At 46.8% G+C, this 16,247-nt stretch carries 17 protein-coding genes; 2 read left to right on the forward strand and 15 right to left on the reverse strand.

What is annotated here, in order from left to right; genetic code table 11:
- Positions 1-14: 14 nt before the first annotated feature.
- The gene (locus tag ABEW34_RS12310) at positions 15-1,253 is read right to left on the reverse strand and encodes an MFS transporter (protein WP_430158906.1); all 1,239 of its coding nucleotides are present in this window, start codon (positions 1,251-1,253) and stop codon (positions 15-17) included.
- A 227-nt stretch (positions 1,254-1,480) separates the two neighbouring features.
- Between ABEW34_RS12310 and ABEW34_RS12315 the strand changes: the two genes are divergently transcribed.
- Positions 1,481-2,125, forward strand: a complete 645-nt coding sequence (locus tag ABEW34_RS12315) for a GntR family transcriptional regulator (RefSeq protein WP_430158909.1) — start codon at positions 1,481-1,483, stop codon at positions 2,123-2,125.
- 114 nt (positions 2,126-2,239) lie between these two features.
- Here ABEW34_RS12315 and ABEW34_RS12320 read toward each other — a convergent pair whose 3' ends face one another.
- The 8 genes from ABEW34_RS12320 to ABEW34_RS12355 form a co-directional block, all read right to left on the reverse strand.
- Positions 2,240-2,827 carry a TetR family transcriptional regulator gene (locus ABEW34_RS12320; protein ID WP_430158912.1) on the reverse strand — a complete coding sequence of 196 codons (588 nt, stop codon included), beginning with the start codon at positions 2,825-2,827 and terminating at the stop codon, positions 2,240-2,242.
- Positions 2,828-2,898: 71 nt separating this feature from the next.
- Positions 2,899-4,056: a YhgE/Pip domain-containing protein gene (locus tag ABEW34_RS12325; protein ID WP_430158915.1), complete on the reverse strand. Its 1,158-nt coding sequence runs from the start codon at positions 4,054-4,056 to the stop codon at positions 2,899-2,901.
- A gap of 236 nt (positions 4,057-4,292) precedes the next feature.
- Positions 4,293-5,108, reverse strand: a complete 816-nt coding sequence (gene tatC, locus ABEW34_RS12330; RefSeq protein WP_430158918.1) for a twin-arginine translocase subunit TatC — start codon at positions 5,106-5,108, stop codon at positions 4,293-4,295.
- A gap of 37 nt (positions 5,109-5,145) precedes the next feature.
- Positions 5,146-5,376 carry a twin-arginine translocase TatA/TatE family subunit gene (gene tatA / locus ABEW34_RS12335; RefSeq protein ID WP_430158921.1) on the reverse strand — a complete coding sequence of 77 codons (231 nt, stop codon included), beginning with the start codon at positions 5,374-5,376 and terminating at the stop codon, positions 5,146-5,148.
- 41 nt (positions 5,377-5,417) lie between these two features.
- Positions 5,418-6,434, reverse strand: a complete 1,017-nt coding sequence (locus ABEW34_RS12340) for a molybdopterin-binding protein (protein WP_430159186.1) — start codon at positions 6,432-6,434, stop codon at positions 5,418-5,420.
- 56 nt (positions 6,435-6,490) lie between these two features.
- Positions 6,491-6,985 carry a MogA/MoaB family molybdenum cofactor biosynthesis protein gene (locus ABEW34_RS12345; RefSeq protein WP_046229101.1) on the reverse strand — a complete coding sequence of 165 codons (495 nt, stop codon included), beginning with the start codon at positions 6,983-6,985 and terminating at the stop codon, positions 6,491-6,493.
- A 65-nt stretch (positions 6,986-7,050) separates the two neighbouring features.
- The gene (gene moaC / locus ABEW34_RS12350) at positions 7,051-7,545 is read right to left on the reverse strand and encodes a cyclic pyranopterin monophosphate synthase MoaC (protein WP_430158925.1); all 495 of its coding nucleotides are present in this window, start codon (positions 7,543-7,545) and stop codon (positions 7,051-7,053) included.
- A gap of 24 nt (positions 7,546-7,569) precedes the next feature.
- On the reverse strand, positions 7,570-8,181 hold the full coding sequence (locus tag ABEW34_RS12355) for a 5-formyltetrahydrofolate cyclo-ligase (RefSeq protein ID WP_430158927.1): 612 nt from the start codon (positions 8,179-8,181) through the stop codon (positions 7,570-7,572).
- A 155-nt stretch (positions 8,182-8,336) separates the two neighbouring features.
- Here ABEW34_RS12355 and ABEW34_RS12360 point away from each other — a divergent pair, with 155 nt between their 5' ends.
- Positions 8,337-10,271: an ABC-F family ATP-binding cassette domain-containing protein gene (locus ABEW34_RS12360; protein ID WP_430158930.1), complete on the forward strand. Its 1,935-nt coding sequence runs from the start codon at positions 8,337-8,339 to the stop codon at positions 10,269-10,271.
- Positions 10,272-10,560: 289 nt separating this feature from the next.
- Here ABEW34_RS12360 and ABEW34_RS12365 read toward each other — a convergent pair whose 3' ends face one another.
- The 6 genes from ABEW34_RS12365 to ABEW34_RS12390 form a co-directional block, all read right to left on the reverse strand.
- Positions 10,561-11,217 carry a response regulator gene (locus ABEW34_RS12365; protein WP_430158933.1) on the reverse strand — a complete coding sequence of 219 codons (657 nt, stop codon included), beginning with the start codon at positions 11,215-11,217 and terminating at the stop codon, positions 10,561-10,563.
- Positions 11,195-13,591, reverse strand: a complete 2,397-nt coding sequence (locus tag ABEW34_RS12370; protein WP_430158936.1) for an ATP-binding protein — start codon at positions 13,589-13,591, stop codon at positions 11,195-11,197. Before ABEW34_RS12370 ends, ABEW34_RS12365 begins: the two co-directional genes overlap by 23 nt.
- A 33-nt stretch (positions 13,592-13,624) precedes the next feature.
- Positions 13,625-13,798 (reverse strand): competence pheromone ComX, encoded by a 174-nt coding sequence (comX, locus tag ABEW34_RS12375; RefSeq protein ID WP_430158939.1) that lies wholly within the window; start codon positions 13,796-13,798, stop codon positions 13,625-13,627.
- 124 nt (positions 13,799-13,922) lie between these two features.
- Positions 13,923-14,846 (reverse strand): polyprenyl synthetase family protein, encoded by a 924-nt coding sequence (locus ABEW34_RS12380; RefSeq protein WP_430158942.1) that lies wholly within the window; start codon positions 14,844-14,846, stop codon positions 13,923-13,925.
- A gap of 29 nt (positions 14,847-14,875) precedes the next feature.
- Positions 14,876-15,079, reverse strand: a complete 204-nt coding sequence (locus ABEW34_RS12385; protein ID WP_430158945.1) for a hypothetical protein — start codon at positions 15,077-15,079, stop codon at positions 14,876-14,878.
- Between the two features lie 31 nt (positions 15,080-15,110).
- Positions 15,111-15,839 carry an ABC transporter ATP-binding protein gene (locus ABEW34_RS12390; protein ID WP_430158948.1) on the reverse strand — a complete coding sequence of 243 codons (729 nt, stop codon included), beginning with the start codon at positions 15,837-15,839 and terminating at the stop codon, positions 15,111-15,113.
- Positions 15,840-16,247: the final 408 nt, after the last annotated feature.

A 16,247-nucleotide genomic window follows, 5' to 3' on the forward strand; every position in this document is an offset into this window, starting at 1 on the left:
TTACCTTTTTCCGCTTAGGCTTGCAGCGGCTTATTCTTTTTGTCAGAGGGGAGAAATACGGTGAATAGCCCCAGCAGCGGCAAATACGAGCAGCATTGAATGACGAACACAATGCTTGTCGCATCAGCAAGATTGCCGAGAATCGCCGATCCCGCACCGCCAAGTCCGAAAGCAAGGCCGAAGAAAATGCCGGATACGAGTCCGACCTTCCCTGGCAGCAGCTCGTTCGTATACACCATAATGATCGAGAACGCCGAAGCCAAAATCAACCCCGCAAAAAAGATCAAAATAACCGAAAACGTTAAATTCGCATACGGCAGGGCGAGTGAAAAGGGAGCCGTCCCCAAAATCGAAAACCAGATCAGCGCACGACGGCTAAATTTGTCCGCTAGCATGCCGCCGAACAGCAGTCCAATAACGTTGGCAACCAGGAAGACGAACAGAATCATTTGCGCCTGACTCGTCGATACCCCGAATTTTTCTATTGCATAAAAAGAATAATAGCTGGTTATCGCTGAAATATAAACATATTTAGAAAAGACCAAAATCATAATAATCGTAACCGCAAGCGCTACTCTTGTCTTAGAGAGGCCGCTTCTTGCGAACGGATGATTTTGCACCGTCCCCTTGCGCTCCTTCTCAGCCTTCAAGTGCTTCGTGTACCAACGGGCTACGTAGCTTTGCAGCATGAACCCGACAACGAGCAGCAGGGAAAACCAGATGACACCCTTTTGCCCCGTATGTACAAACAGCATCGCTGTCATAATCGGAGCAAGCGCTTGTCCAATATTTCCGCCAAATTGAAAAATCGATTGCGCCAGTCCTTTGCGCGCCCCGCCTGCCAAATAAGCTACCCGTGCCGACTCTGGGTGGAATATCGCTGACCCGACCCCAATCAGCATAACCGCAGCAAGAATCATCCAATAATACGCCGAGAAGGACAGCACCAGCACACCCGCAAGAGTGAAAAGAACACCGATCGGCAGCAGCCTTGGAATCGGCCGTTTATCAGTGAAAATGCCAATTAGCGGCTGTAAAATCGCTGCCGTCAAATTAATAATCAAAGAAATAAAGCCAATTTGTGAAAAGGTTAACGAAAAAGAATCTTTAAGCACCGGATACAGTGCAGGTACAATGGCTTGAATCGTATCATTGAGCAAATGTACCGAGCTTGCAGCAAATAAAATCGGAAAAAAAGTGGTGGCCGCGACATTGGCCGGAGCCGGCCGAATAACAGCTTGATTGGTTGACATCAGGTTCTCCTTTTTCGAAGTAAAAATCGACGTTTGATATGCGATATATTGCATATTATATTCTGATTATGTATGATATAGCAAGATTTATTTTCCCGATTGCTTTTTGTCTATACCGAGCTTACTTTAATCCATTTGCGCCCTCTTGCTGCTTCGATATATGATAGGAAGTAGCCAAAAACACCGTTAAGAGCTGCTGTTCGAATTTTTTTGAAGAAGGTGATGCAATGCCGATACCGACTAATTATTCCTCGCCGCTGCGAATATCTGCGAAGGACCGGGCCTTAGCCCAGCTCCAGAAATGGATTATAGAGGGCACGCTTCAGCCTGGAGAAAAGCTGATCGATGCTGAGCTTGCAGATGCGCTTGGCGTCAGCCGGACACCGATTCGCGAAGCGCTGCAATTACTTGAAGTACAAGGGCTTGTACAAATGATGCCCAGCAAGGAAACCAGAGTGACGATGATTGAAGAAGAGGACATGCCTAAGCTTTATGCGCCGCTTGTTGCGCTGCATGCGCTCGCGGCGGAGCTTGCGGCACCGCATATTCAGCCGGAGCATATAGCCCGCCTTAATGAGCTGAACGCCCAGTTTGCGAAATGCATTCAGGAGAATAAGCCTTATGAAGCGCTCGAATATGACGAGGAATTCCATAATGTCATTTTAGAGCTGGCGGATAATGCCTATATTCAATCGTTCACCTCCTCGCTGCAAATGCACCTTCGCCGCTATAAGTATTTATTTATTAAACAGCCTGCTTTCATTGCCCAGGTAGGAGTTAGAGAGCATCAGGCGATCATCGATGCGCTGGAAGCCCGTGATGCGGAAGCTGCTTCCCTGATGATGAAGAAAAATGTAAGCATTCATATTTAGGCACTAAGCTGGCTTTTGCTCATCTTGGGTGAAAAAGAAAACCAACTTCACTCCCCGCTTGTTACAACGGAGTTAAAGTTGGTTTTCTCGTATTTATGGATAATGTTATTCGGCTTATTCCGACGGTTTTAACGCTTTTAGAATAAAGGCCGTCGTATCTGCGATCCGCTCTTCCAGCGTGGTCGTATCCTCTCCCATAAGCACCAGCATACGAGTATTACCTTTAGGAAAAAGCAGGGTTGAGCTAACCGCTGTGAAAGCCGTATGAATCGAATTGAATTCAAATACTCCCTGCTCACGCCCCTCCAGCAGCCATTTATGAATCAGCTGCCATAGCGGGAGGACACGTTCCTGAATCATTTCAATACGCGGAGTGAGCAGCGCAAACTCGCATTGAATAATGTAAGATAGCTCAGCATCCCGATAACGAAAGGTGAGCAGCTCCCGAATAACGAGCTTCATGCCTTCAAGCGGCTCCATATCTTGAGCGATAGAAGCAATGCCTCTGCTAGGAAAAAAAGCTTCAAACAGGGCGAAAAACAAATTATCTTTTCCGCCAAAATAATAAGAGATCAGCGCCACATTCGCGCCCGCTTCCTCACAAATTTGCCGGACGGATGTCCTGTCAAAGCCTTGAGCGGCAAACAGCTTTTTCGCTGCCAGCAAAATTCTCATTTTCACATCGATATCCGCAGCCTTCATCTCAGCCTCCTAACGGCAACCACTTTATTTGATGCAAGCACTCGGGGCTGACCAGAAAGCGCGGAAACGAATTAATTCGACTTCATCGCCACTTGCGCAGCTTTTGGAGCAGCCTGCTTCTTCAAGCCAACCGCTGCCATGCTGATCACAAAGCCGACGATCGCAATAATAGCCAGTGCTGCGACCTCGCTTCCGATGCCCGTGCCACCGAACAGCACATTCATTAGCCCCTCAACTGCATAAGTTGCAGGAAGCGCTTCTCCAAGCTTTACATAAAAATCTGGGAGCAGCTCACGCGGCACAATTGCGCCGGAAGAAACGAGCTGCGCAGACAGCGCGATAATATTAAACAGCATGCCAGCCATGCCGAAAACGTACAGGAACATTTGAGAAACAAACATAAAAGCAAGCACGAACATGAGCTGGAACAGCCACAGCTTCAAGAAGCCCTGCTCCATTTGTCCATTAAATGCAGCGAGTAAAGAAGAGCCTACAAGAGATACGCCAATTGCCGAACCTGCCGTAATGATGCTTCTAGCTGCAAAACGCTTCCAACGACCAGCCTGAGCACTGACCATCATCGACGATTGCTCCAGGTTCATCCCCATAATCATCGCGCCGACATAAGAAGCTAGTACCATCATCATCGGAACCATCTGATTGTTCATGCCTTTGACTTGGTTGGTCGATTCAATGCTGGCCGTAATACGTTCCGCTAAGCTTTGACCGGCAATCGCCGCCTGCTCCGTCGGAACACCCGCCTTGCCAAGCGTACCGGCGATACCTTGCTCTACCGCCTGTGCATTAGCTTCTTTCGTTACTTCTGCGGCAACGCCGCTCATAATAGATTTAATTAATGCAGGATTGGATTCATTAATAATATAGCCAATATCCGCTTTGCCATTTGCTGCCATCGCCTTTTGCGTAAAATCAGCAGGGAAATAAATAATCATTTGCAGTTCACGTGCGTTAAGCTGCTGCTTCGCATCCTCAAGACTGGATGGCTGCGACATTTGGAAAGGCAAACTGCTCACCAAGGAGCCTGCGATTTGCGTGCCGAACTGTTGATCCTCATTGACCACTGCAATATGCAGTTTATCAATACGATCGGTCACTCCATTATAACCTGTCATCCATATAACTGAAAATACAATTTGAAACATAAGCGCCGTAATAATACCAACAATTGTTGTTGGACGCTTCATAAAAGCTTGAATCGTGTTTTTCATCGCCAATCCCATCCTGTCTGTGTCTATTTATCCGGTTTAAACAAATGTTTTAAACAATCGATTTAAACAACTGTTTTAATATTATATTTTGCTTCAAAAATTGTCAACATGAATATTATGATGTCCAGCTAGCTTATAAAGCTGAGCATCAGCCTAATAAATGATAAAAATCCCTGTGCCCGCTGCCATGAAAGCAGCGGATACAGGGATTTTTATAACGCTGGCCGCGCACGAAGCTATAACGCTTCTTCGTTCATTTCCTCTTCCTGCAGTTTGTCTGCCGCAAGCTGCTTGCGGTATATTGCAGCGGACAGGAAAACGCTCATTTCATATAAGCCGATTAATGGGATGGCAACGAGCGAATCCGATACAAAATCAGGCGGCGTCACTACAACCCCAATAAAAATCATAATAAAATAAGAGATACGGCGCATTTTGCGCAAACGAATCGGGTTCAAAATCCGGATTGCGGTCAAAAACATAATGACCAGCGGCAGCTCAAATAAAAGCGAAATCGGAATCAAAATATTAAACATAAAGGTGAAATATTGAATAATTCCGAACGTCTCCACCAAATTCAAACTGTCCGATACATTTCTGGTGAAATGAAACGCGAGTGGAAAAACGACAAAATAAGAAAACGACAATCCCACCAAAAACATCAATAAAGCGAATGGAATATATTTAAGCGTTGCCCGCTGTTCCTTCACATGCAAAGCCGGCTTAACGAATGCCCACAGCTGATACGCCGTAAACGGAATCGTAATAATAAGCGCAATGACGAGCGCGAATTTCATATAGACGCCTACGCCATCCCACAAGGAGAACGTATGCATCGGCAGAGAGCGCGCTGGCTCAAGGCTCATAATGAAATCGTATGCAGGCTTGGCCACAAACAATCCGGCAATAAGACCGACCAAAATAACAAGCAGCATATAAAAAATCCGTTTGCGAAGCTCTCCGATATGCTCCAGCAGCGGCATCAGGCCTTCCTCACGCAGCCGTTCGCGATTAAAGGGTTGTTCGGTAGCTTTGTCTTGCCTGATTCCCATCTGTCACAATCTCCTTCCAGAAAAAAAGCGGGCCCGATTAATCCGGCAGCCGCTTGTTATTCGACTCAGTATTGTCTGATTTGGAAACGTCGATCCGTTTCTCCTCTTTTTCCTTAGGCTCGTCATCCAATACATCTCTTGCACCTGCTTTAAATTCCTTAAGCGTCCGACCGAAAGCTCTACCCAATTCAGGAAGCTTGTTAGGACCAAACAACAGCAGGGCCACTAGCACCAGCAAAATAATTCCCGTTGCACCAATAGATGGCATAATCGTCTACCTCCTTCTCACTCTTGGATGTCTGTCCAAACTCAGCATCCGTACAAACCGCCATAACCGAGCTGTGTAATATCTTCCTTCACAATTTGATGCCCAGCAAGTATGCGTGCCAGCAGGACATCGAAAGAAGTAAACGGGTCATGCATGACGCATCCCGGTAAGCCAAGTATTGGCACTTCATTCAAATAACCCATTAACAGCATGGAGCCAGGCAGCATCGGCGTTCCATAACTAACAATGTGTGCACCCGACGCCTTAATTGCGCCTGGTGTGCGGTCGTCAGGATCGACAGACATTCCGCCTGTTACCAATATCATATCATAATCTTGCCTAAGCAAATAGTTAATTTCATTAACGATCACCTGCTTGTCGTCGGGTGCAAAACGCTGCTCGATGACCTCTGAGCCGAAGGCTTCCAGCTTGCTGCGGACAGCGGGACCAAATTTATCCTCGATCCTTCCACCGTATACTTCTCCACCCGTCGTAAGCAGACCCACTCGCAGCTTGCGAAACGGCGTTACCCGAAGCGGGGCAGCGCCCTTATGTGCCGAGCGATATTCAGCCGCCAGCCGTTCCACTTCCTCTATCTTGGACTCCGGCACGACGAGCGGTATGGCGCGAGTAGCCGCGAGCTGCCCGTCCTTCTTCACTACGCTATTCGTCTTTACCGTCGCAAGCGCAATTTCGCCCAGCGAATTAATCGCATGCACTAATGCTTCGTCTACCTCGACGAGCCCCAGCAGCTCGGATTTCATGCTTACTTTGCCTTCATGCGGCTCACTAAGCCAAATGCCGTCTCCGCAAAGCGCCTTTGCCATCCTGCTTGCAGCATCATCCTCATGGAGCTCACCAGCGGCTAGCTCCATAATGTAAATATGCTCCTTGCCAATATCGAGCAAATTCGGAATATCAGCTTCGGTTATAATGTGGCCTTTTTTGAAAATCCGGCCTTTAAACTCACCCGGCACAATGCGGGTGAGGTCATGAGCCAGCCGCAACCCAATCGCATCATAGACGGAAACTTCCTTTAGCACCGTCTTGGTTTCCAAACTCAGCTCAGCCGCTGTGACTGCTTGCCCTTGCTGCTTTTGCTGCCCGGCGCTGCTCATAATACGTCCTCTCCCTGTGTACCGGAAATAATCTCAAGGGCTTGAGGCAGTTGATCCATAATGGCCATTAAGCTTTCATGGACGCCCTTCGGGCTGCCCGGCAAATTCACAATCAGCGACTTGCCACGGATGCCGCATACGCCTCTGGACAGCATCGCGCTTCTCGTCTTTTGAATCGCGCCAAACCTCATCGCTTCTGCCAGCCCCGGAATGACCCGATCAACCACGCGCAATGTAGCATCAGGCGTCACATCACGGATCGCAAGTCCCGTCCCTCCCGTTGTCAGCAGTAAATCCGCCTGATAATATTCTGTCATCTCAATGATGGCTGCCATAATTTCATCCTGCTCATCGGGAACGATGCGATAATCGACAATAACGCCGCCAAGCTCCTCCTCTACCAGTTCCCTGATAACTTGAGCGCTCGTATCTTCACGTTCTCCGCGCGAACCCTTATCACTAGCCGTCAAAATAGCCACTTTCCACTGCATTTACCGTTCCTCCCATCCCTTGTCCGATCATGGGTGATTCCATCGCTGGAAACAGCCGCTCAGCTTTATTTTTCTCTCGAGTCTGCTTCCGCTTGAAATTGGTAATCGCCGTTTTTGCCACCAGTTTTTGAAACAAGATGTGTCGGGCCAATTACCATATCCTTCTGGATTGCTTTGCACATATCGTAAACGGTAAGCGCCGCGATCGATACCGCCGTCAGCGCCTCCATCTCGACCCCTGTTTTACCTGTTGTTTTCACGGTTGCCTGTACGTAAAGTTCATTTGCGCCATTGTCATCAAAGCGCACATCCACACCAGTCAAAGGGAGCGGATGGCACATTGGAATGACGTCCGATGTTTTTTTTGCGGCCATAATAGCTGCAACCTGCGATACAGCCAGTACATCCCCTTTGCCTATCGTTCCCGCTTTAATCCGTTCCAGCGTCTCGCTGTGCATCGTAACGGTCGTCTGTGCTGTAGCGCTGCGAGACGTAACATCCTTTTCGCTTACATCCACCATTTTGGCTCTACCCTGCTCGTTAAAATGCGTTAACCCCACAGCACACTCTCCCCTTCACTGCTTCTATATGAAATGAATCCCGGACTCCGTTACGATTCCGTTCATCTTTAAATCATGCTCCTGCATCGGAACCTGCTCTGCAACCTGCGCCTCATAAGCTGCGCCTATCCAGAACGCGCGCTTCCCGGCCTTACCTGCCCGCTCGGCGAAGCGATCATAATAGCCTCCACCATACCCCATTCGTCCGCCCATGCGATCAAACTGAATGCCGGGAACGATGATGCTGTCTGGCGCATGCCCCTGCGGAAGCTCCACGCATTTTGCCGGATCCGGCTCACGGATTCCGTATGCGCCCTCCATCAAATCTGCTTGCGATTGCAGCCGGTACAGTGTCATCGAGCGATCAAGCGGATGACAACGGGGCACGATTACTTCACGTCTTGTTGACCACAACCAGTTTATTAGCGGCCACAAATCCAGCTCGGAGCGAAACGGAACATAACACATGATTTCGCGCTGCTCCGGATGCTCTTCCAGCCACTGGATTAACGCGCCGCAAGCAAGCCCGGACCATAATGCCCGATCCTGCTTCGACAGGCGATCACGGACTTTAGCAGCATCTGCTCGTATACGCTGTTTATCCGCTTTAATTTGCGATTTTTCATTGTCCGCCATAACCGCTATTCTGCCTTTCCAATTCCTCAATTTCGATTATGTTCAGTTTACCATTGTTATGCAACTTTCGCCAATGGCGGCTTGCATTTGTGGTAATATATAATGAAACAGCAAGCAAGCAAAAGCTAAGCAATTATTCGTTGGAGGTATTTTTCATGCTGCTTCAAGTTTCTAATATAAGTAAAAGCTACGGTGTAGATCCCATATTATCAAATATTACGATGCAGGTGCTTGAACGCGAGCGCATCGGACTCGTTGGCGTCAATGGCTCTGGCAAGTCCACACTGTTAAAAATCATTGCCGGAGAGCTGTCTTTCGATTCCGGCGCCATCCACAAAGCCAAGGAAACGCGGCTCGGCTATTTGGCTCAAAACAGCGGTCTGCAATCCGACCGCACCATTGAAGCCGAAATGCGCGCTGTGTTCGCTCATTTACTGGAGGCTGAGCAGGAGCTGCGCGATCTGGAGCAGCAAATTGCTGATCCTGCGCTGCATGAACAGCCGAAGCGATACGAAGAGGTGCTCGACCGTTATTCCCGCCGCTCCGACTGGTTTCGCGAGCAAGGCGGCTTTGAAATCAATACGCGCATCAACAGTGTGCTCCACGGCATGGGCTTCGGCACCTTTCCGCCGGATACACCTATCCATACGCTAAGCGGCGGTCAGAAGACGAGGCTGGCACTTGCCCGTATTTTGCTTCAAGCGCCTGATTTACTCATGCTCGATGAGCCGACCAACTATTTGGATATTCCGACGCTCACTTGGCTCGAAGGCTACTTACGCAGCTATTCTGGCGCCATTCTTGTCGTTTCTCATGACCGCTATTTCCTTGATGCGCTTGTGCAGACGATTGTCGAAATCGAACGGCATTCCGCTAAACGTTATACTGGCAACTACAGCCGCTATATTGACCTGAAGGCCGCAGAATACGAAAGCGATTTAAAGCAGTTTGAGAAGCAGCAAGACGAAATCGCCAAGATGGAGCAGTTCATTCAGCGCAACATTGTCCGTGCCTCTACTACGAAACGCGCTCAGAGCCGCCGTAAAGCGCTCGACAAAATGGACGTGCTCGACAAACCGCTGGGCGATTTAAAGAAAGCCAATTTCACGTTCCAAATTGAGCGCCAAACCGGTAAAGATGTTTTGCAGGTATCGGATTTATCCGTGCTGTTTGACGAGAAAAACAAGCCCTTGTTCCAGCATGTATCCTTCCGCTTGCAGCGTGGCGAGACGGTAGCTCTTATTGGGCCTAACGGTATCGGCAAATCGACATTGCTCAAGACAATTGTCGGCCAGCGTCAGCCGTCGAGCGGCAGCATCGCTTGGGGCTCTAACGTCAAGCTCGGATATTACGATCAGGAGCATACCGGACTTAATCAGACCAATACCGTACTGGAAGAGGTTTGGGGGCTCTACCCCCATATGGAGGAATCCCGTATTCGAACGGTGCTTGGCAGCTTTCTTTTTAGCGGCGAAGATGTGCTCAAGCGCATTTCAGCACTCAGCGGCGGCGAGAAAGCTCGTGTATCACTAGCAAAGCTCATGCTGGCTCAAGCCAATGTGCTCATTCTGGACGAGCCTACCAACCATTTGGATTTATACAGCAAGGAAGTGCTTGAATCCGCTTTGCTTGATTATGAAGGCACGCTGCTCTTTATTTCTCATGACCGATATTTCCTTAATAAAATGGCGGAGCGTATTGTCGAACTGACACCTGCGGGCACCGAACATTTCCTAGGAAATTATGACGAAATGATAGAGAAAAAGCATGAACTCGAAGAAGCACGGCTGGAGGAAGCAGCTAAGCGGGCTGCATCAGGCAATAAAGCAGTTGTGTCTTCCGACCCCGTTAGCGATTACGCGTTGGACAAGCAGGCAAAGCGCGAGGAACGCAGCCGTCAGCGCAAACTGGAGCAGGTAGAAGCTGATATTGCCGATCTGGAGCAAGCCATTGCGGATTTGGAGCTGCAGTTGACCGACCCTGCTATTTTCAACGATTACATGCGAATCCAGGAAATCCAATCGCAAATCGACCAGAAGCGCATCGCATTAAGCGAAGCCTATGAGCAATGGGAAACGCTTAGTGAATAATATCCGCTACATCACTTCCTCTTTAGATTAACTTTGTAGAGCATTAACCATTCACAAGGCTAGACGAATGGGTTAATGCTCTTTTTTTATATTAAAAAATGCTGGTGAACGTAGTCGTTTAAAAAATATAAAAAGATGCTTGCGCTATAAAAGCGCAAGCATTGAGAGGGAAACCAATGTTAGGGTATTACTGGGGGGATCAAATGACTGCAGCTTGCAAATATTGCAGCAGCTATCCCAATATAGAAATGTCATTGCCTATCGAATATATAGGCAGCGACAGTAAAACTCAAGGGACAAATTGCTCAAGCCGGATAATACCAAGCCGTTTTGCCTCAGCGATCGCTTCCGATCGGGACCTAACGTTAAGCTTTTCAAAAATCCGGGTCAGATGGTACTCTACAGTACGCTGACTCATATGCAGCTTTATGGCAATATCTTTGTTGCTATTGCCGTACGCGACCTGCTGTAAAATATCCTGATCGCGTTCTTTGATCGATACTTCTTCAATTACTTTCTCAGCACGCGTAATTTTGACTTCGTTGCGTCGTAACTGCTTAAGTAGTGAAATCGGAATAACCGCTTCCCCTCGCATAGCGCATCGTATGGCGTTATGCAGCTGTTCTCGCGAGACCGTCTTAGAGATAAAGCCGGAAACACCGCATTCAATCAATAAATTATAGTGCGTACTAATTTCATACCCAGTATATATGAGCACTTTGCGATCTGGATCCTGCTGAATCAAACGTTTTGCAAGCTCAAGACCGCTAATGCCTGGCATGTTCAAGTCATATAATATAATGTCAAAGCCTTCGTTGCTAATCGCATCCAGCGCTTCCATAGCCGATAATACTACCGTCACCTTCATTTCAGGATCTTGTTCAATCATCGTTTTGGTGCCTTCTCCAACAGATGGATGATCATCAACTAATAAGATACGAATCACGCAGCAAACCCCTTTCCGATCGGCCAGTCGTCATATTTTGCGGCAATATAATAATGACCTCAAGACCTTTTCCACGTTTCGACCGGAATGTTATTTCACCTTCAAGGCTAGCGACTCTTTCTTTTATACCGGATAAACCCATATGCTCGAAAGAAGCCTCCATATAATCGACATCCATGCCAACCCCATCATCCTTATAGTGAAAATAAACCATGTTTGTTCGCTGCTCTAATTCTAGCGTGACCAGATTGGCACGCGCATGCTTATCAGCATTGCGAAGCAACTCTTGGACAATGCGATAAATCGCTGTAATCTGCTCTTCGTTAAGCAGGTTGTCGAAAGGCTTGGCCCGAAAATCAACCGCAAAATTGTTTCTCATTTGCGTATGCTCAATAATCGATTCCAAAGCTTCAACAATGCCCATTTCCTTAAGCAGCGGCGGTCTTAACTCATTGCAGGTTTCCCGAATTTGATGGATGACATCAAGCAGCCCTTCCTTGATTTCGTCAAGCTCGACTTCAAGCTTTTCTGTAATCGGATGGTCCAGCATGAGTGCTTCCAGCCTACGGTACCACAATAACTGGTCTTGAAGCGCAGAGTCATGAAGATCTGCTGCAAGCTTCCGCCGTTCATTTTCCGAGAGGCAAAACAACAATCTTAAAATCCAAGGTGTTGTAGCCTGCTCCTTCTTAACCTCAGATTCCAAATCCTCGATTAAGCTTTCAATCAGATATAAGTTTTCAAACACGATACTTGCATAATTCGCAAGCGTCTTGAGCCAACGAAGCTCGTCTGAATTGAAGCGGGTATGGTTGGTTTTGGAGCCAATCCATACAATATACTGCTTTGACTTCTGACAGCCAATAACTAGTCCCAGACCATGAGGCAGCTCAACGACTTCCCCGACTTGAAGCGAATCAGACACTTGCAGTAGAAAAATAGCTGTACTCTGCTCATCATCCTGCTCTCCTACCGGTTTAACCACTGCTTCAATCTGGTCTACAATGAGAAAATCAATTCGGCTAGCCGGAAGCAATGCCCCAATTTCTTCTTTCAGCACCATCTCCAGATCATCCCGTTTCATGACTCGTGCAATTTTGCGTGAGAAACGATCGAGGCTGTCTTGGTAACTGTACATCGCTTTAAAAAGCTTGGGACGAAATTTATGATCAATCTGCTCCTTAGAATAAAGAAACAGGGTCATAACAACGTAACTAACGATAAAGATTTGAAGCCATCTGACCCAGGAGAATACAGTGTCAACACTTACAATCCCCGCAATCGTCAATGTAACGATAAGCGCTGGCAATAAGGACAGCAATGTATAATACTTAAAGCGGGTCAATATAAAATCAACATCAAACAATTGGTTGGATGTTAATAAATAAAAGTAAACGATCGGCAGCACGAACAAAAACGGTGCTGTGAACGCCGCTGGCAAAATTTGAATGTTCCCTCCCAACAACGGCAATAAATTCATTGTCGTAAAAGGAGTAAAAGCAACCAAATGTGAGCTTAGCGTTATTTTGAACAAAGAGTTGAATCTGCTACTCCGATAATAAAAGAATTTCCTAAACAACTGATAGACACAAATAAAATTACCAACTATCAGCGTGGCATGATATACCATTCTAGCGTTTAGAAATACTTTTTCCGGCATGAAGTTCGTCCAAATATAGACGAGACAAAACAATGAAACGACACTGAAAGCTACTGCCAGCCACCAGATTAGCTTAGGGCTAATAAAAATGATGCTATATCTTCGCAGGTACATATTCATAAATAGCAGGAACAAAATAGCTACAAATGGAATTACCGCATACATGACGGTAACGCCAACCAAATCATTTCGATAGGCTGCGGCTGAAGAGAAATAACTGATTCCAATCGCCAAGAAAAATAATATGAGCATAATGGCAGAACTATCATTTTTCCGTTTCCTATACAGGAAAGTTGATAGACCCAAAAACAACAGCAGGGACGCCCATGGAATATAAAGTTGAATGAGCAGCTCCAAACCGGTATGATCACCGTTCCAACCCCGATTGAAAGTGACTGTCCTTTGTTCGCTAGTATTTCCACTAACGACAATGCTATCGACTCTCTCCACGGAAGAAAACTTGATGATATTAACGTTTTGCCTAGCTGGCTTTCCATTCACTTCATCGATAATATCCCCAAGCTGAATCCCCTTTAAAACAGCTTGTCCTGCTGGCTCAAGCGACTCAACCAAGTATTCACCTTGCGAATTTTTTACAGTTACTATACCAATAAACGGGTCGCTAATGATTACAACTGTAAGGTAGCCGACTAAAGCGAATAATCCACTCAGGAAGAGAAAAACCAATAGTTTCCTTGAGCGCAACAGCTTCATCTTTCTCCCCCTAAATTCATGCAGCACATTACCTTATGTCCAATAGACCAGTTGGTAATTATCCTTCTTATCTGCTTGGATGCTCAGGGTTTCAAAAATCGCTTTCTTCTCCGCTGTAGTTACTCCAGCCATCTGCAAATTCCCGCTAGTTGCCAAATTCATTAATTGCGAGTCTTGCGCTAAAGAACGTATAAATTCTTTCAACACTGGAACTCCTCCTCGGAATGTATAAAGGTCTTTCTGTAGTTAACTATAGCAGGAAATGATAGGTAAGCAAACGCAAATCTAGTTCGTATTTACCGCAACTACCATTGCGGTGTTATGGCGAAAGCTATTCTTTAGCCAATATGCTTAAAAGCATTTCCTTATGCAAGGCCACTTCAGGCACCGATTCCATGAGCTCCATAAAACGGTTATAGTGTGTGCGCATCACAACTGAACCGTACAGCATGGCACCGGATTTTTCATAAGCTTCCTCAAGCAGTCCGCGCTTATCCGCTACATCAGCCTCATTCAAGCGGCCTTCAAAATAATCCCTAATCCAATTATGCTGGTCTACAGCGTCCTCAAGCATGTACAGAGTAAGAAGCGTTTTCTTCCGCTGCAAAAAATCATTTTTCTCATCCCAGCGAAGCAAATCGCGAATGTCATTTTTAATTTGAGCCGCCATTCCCACCTCAACCGCATACTCCGCTACAATCGGATGCCACCCGCGGCCGGTAAGCATAACGCCTGTCATGCAGGCATGAACGATCAAAGCTGCCGACTTTTGCTTAATCGACTGAAAATAAGACTGCTCGTCGGATACAGCGTTCATCAAATCCATCATTTGCCCATTGGCCGCTTGCAGGAGCTGAAGATTCATCATTTTCATTGTTGTTTGCACATGGGAGCTATCGAATTCAGAATCCATCATCGCTTGCTGCGAAAGGGTCAAAAAAGCAGCTGCAAGATGCAGTGCTATAGGCAGAGGAGCTTGAGACCATGCCTGCTTTGGCGCATCCTGATCCTGCAAATCATCGAAAATATCGGTCGCCAAAATAAGAAATTCAACCGCTGCCGCCGCACGATATACTGCCGCCCCTTCACCACCGAACATCCGGTAGTGAAGCACGGTCAAACGTCCAAAAGGGAGCTGCTCATTCAGCCTGTCCATTAAAAATAAATAGGCGTACTGAATTAAAGAATCAACTGTAAAATGGCGTTTGACCATCTCTCGCATTTCAAATTCGATTTTAGGTACACAGTCCTCCAACTTTAGACCCCCATCGTTTCAAGATTTTTCTATTTTACACGATGGAGTAAAAACGTACCAACATTTTTCAATATATTAGAAATAATACCCGCCTTTCTCTTTGAATTCAGCCTATTCTGTTCCATCTCCTCCTCGTTTATTCGGTTCACCAGCACAGCGATCATTTCCATTCGTTTCCTGAGCATGTCGGCACGATTGACAAATGGGCCTGTGGTGTCACGATCCCGGTTCATGAATGTCAAGCCCTCCTTCCAACTGCTGCTGTTACACGGCTCCCGCGTAAGCAAAATGGACATATACGGCTTCCATCGTTAAACCACCGGCTGGAATTTGCGAAATTAATCGCTTAGGGGTATCACATTTTACTAGATTTCCTTGACGCAGCACAGCAATACGATCACAATGATGCTGCATTTCCCCCATATCATGGCAGGACAAAACAATCGTTTTCCCTTGGCGCTTGAGCTCCAATATGATGGACCAATATTCTTCTCTCGCCTGCATGTCCAGCCCAGTAGTCGGTTCGTCCAGAAAAATAATCTTTGGGTTGTTGACGACAGAAATCGCCAGTGCCACGCGCTGCCGCCAGCCACCAGATAGGCGCCTTACTGGACGATCCAAGTAGCTTTCCAAACCAAAGCGGTCAATAATCTCTTTCATTTCGGTTGAGCATTTATAGAAGGAACGGAACATTTCCAGCGCCTCCCTCACACTCAGCTTATCCACCAGCGATATACTTTGCAAATGAAGGCCAATATGCTCCTGAAGCTCAGTTGCTTCTACAGCCGGATTAATGCCAAGCACCTCGATTTGTCCCTTGTCGGGCTGACGCAGTCCCATCAGCATTTCGAGCAGCGTCGTCTTTCCAGCGCCGTTCGTACCGATAATGCCAAATAACTCTCCTTCTTTTATTCGCAAGGAAATATTATCGACTGCCTGATTCGAGCCATAAGCTTTACATACCGAGTCTACCTTAATCATTGTCCTTCTCACCCAATTGTCGCCTCCCTGATTGATAAGACGTTATGGCATAACCCCGTTTCTCTGATCTACTGCCGTAAACCACCGCTTGTCTTATAACCTTACCCCATATGAACGGTAATTTCACCGTAAAAAAACGCAATTACGACCGCAAGTTTATTGCGGTTCCGCAACTTTTGCCGGGATTTTGACAGATTTATTGGAGTAAAGCCCAACAATATGACTTGATATGTAAGGTTTCAATGATTCATTTTCAAAATGGGCGATCGCTGATGCCTTTCTTCTATATAAACAGCCAGACAAAGTATAACAAAGCATGACAGAGGAGGTTACTTTTTCAGCTAACGAAAAACTACTCGCATCCCCTTACCTCCCTGCTCTCTTGATTTATTTCGGCAAAAAAGACTTTTTCCCTTTTTT

Source organism: Paenibacillus algorifonticola (assembly GCF_050481745.1).
Taxonomy (GTDB): Bacteria; Bacillota; Bacilli; order Paenibacillales; family Paenibacillaceae; genus Pristimantibacillus; species Pristimantibacillus algorifonticola_A.

Bases quoted from the DNA above. Each gene is read 5' to 3' on its own strand.
- ABEW34_RS12310 (WP_430158906.1), bottom strand. From the start codon at position 1,253: ATGTCAACCAATCAAGCTGTTATTCGGCCGGCTCCGGCCAATGTCGCG.
- ABEW34_RS12315 (WP_430158909.1), top strand. From the start codon at position 1,481: ATGCCGATACCGACTAATTATTCCTCGCCGCTGCGAATATCTGCGAAG.
- ABEW34_RS12320 (WP_430158912.1), bottom strand. From the start codon at position 2,827: ATGAAGGCTGCGGATATCGATGTGAAAATGAGAATTTTGCTGGCAGCG.
- ABEW34_RS12325 (WP_430158915.1), bottom strand. From the start codon at position 4,056: ATGAAAAACACGATTCAAGCTTTTATGAAGCGTCCAACAACAATTGTT.
- tatC (WP_430158918.1), bottom strand. From the start codon at position 5,108: ATGGGAATCAGGCAAGACAAAGCTACCGAACAACCCTTTAATCGCGAA.
- tatA (WP_430158921.1), bottom strand. From the start codon at position 5,376: ATGCCATCTATTGGTGCAACGGGAATTATTTTGCTGGTGCTAGTGGCC.
- ABEW34_RS12345 (WP_046229101.1), bottom strand. From the start codon at position 6,985: ATGCAGTGGAAAGTGGCTATTTTGACGGCTAGTGATAAGGGTTCGCGC.
- ABEW34_RS12355 (WP_430158927.1), bottom strand. From the start codon at position 8,181: ATGGCGGACAATGAAAAATCGCAAATTAAAGCGGATAAACAGCGTATA.
- ABEW34_RS12360 (WP_430158930.1), top strand. From the start codon at position 8,337: ATGCTGCTTCAAGTTTCTAATATAAGTAAAAGCTACGGTGTAGATCCC.
- ABEW34_RS12370 (WP_430158936.1), bottom strand. From the start codon at position 13,591: ATGAAGCTGTTGCGCTCAAGGAAACTATTGGTTTTTCTCTTCCTGAGT.
- ABEW34_RS12385 (WP_430158945.1), bottom strand. From the start codon at position 15,079: ATGAACCGGGATCGTGACACCACAGGCCCATTTGTCAATCGTGCCGAC.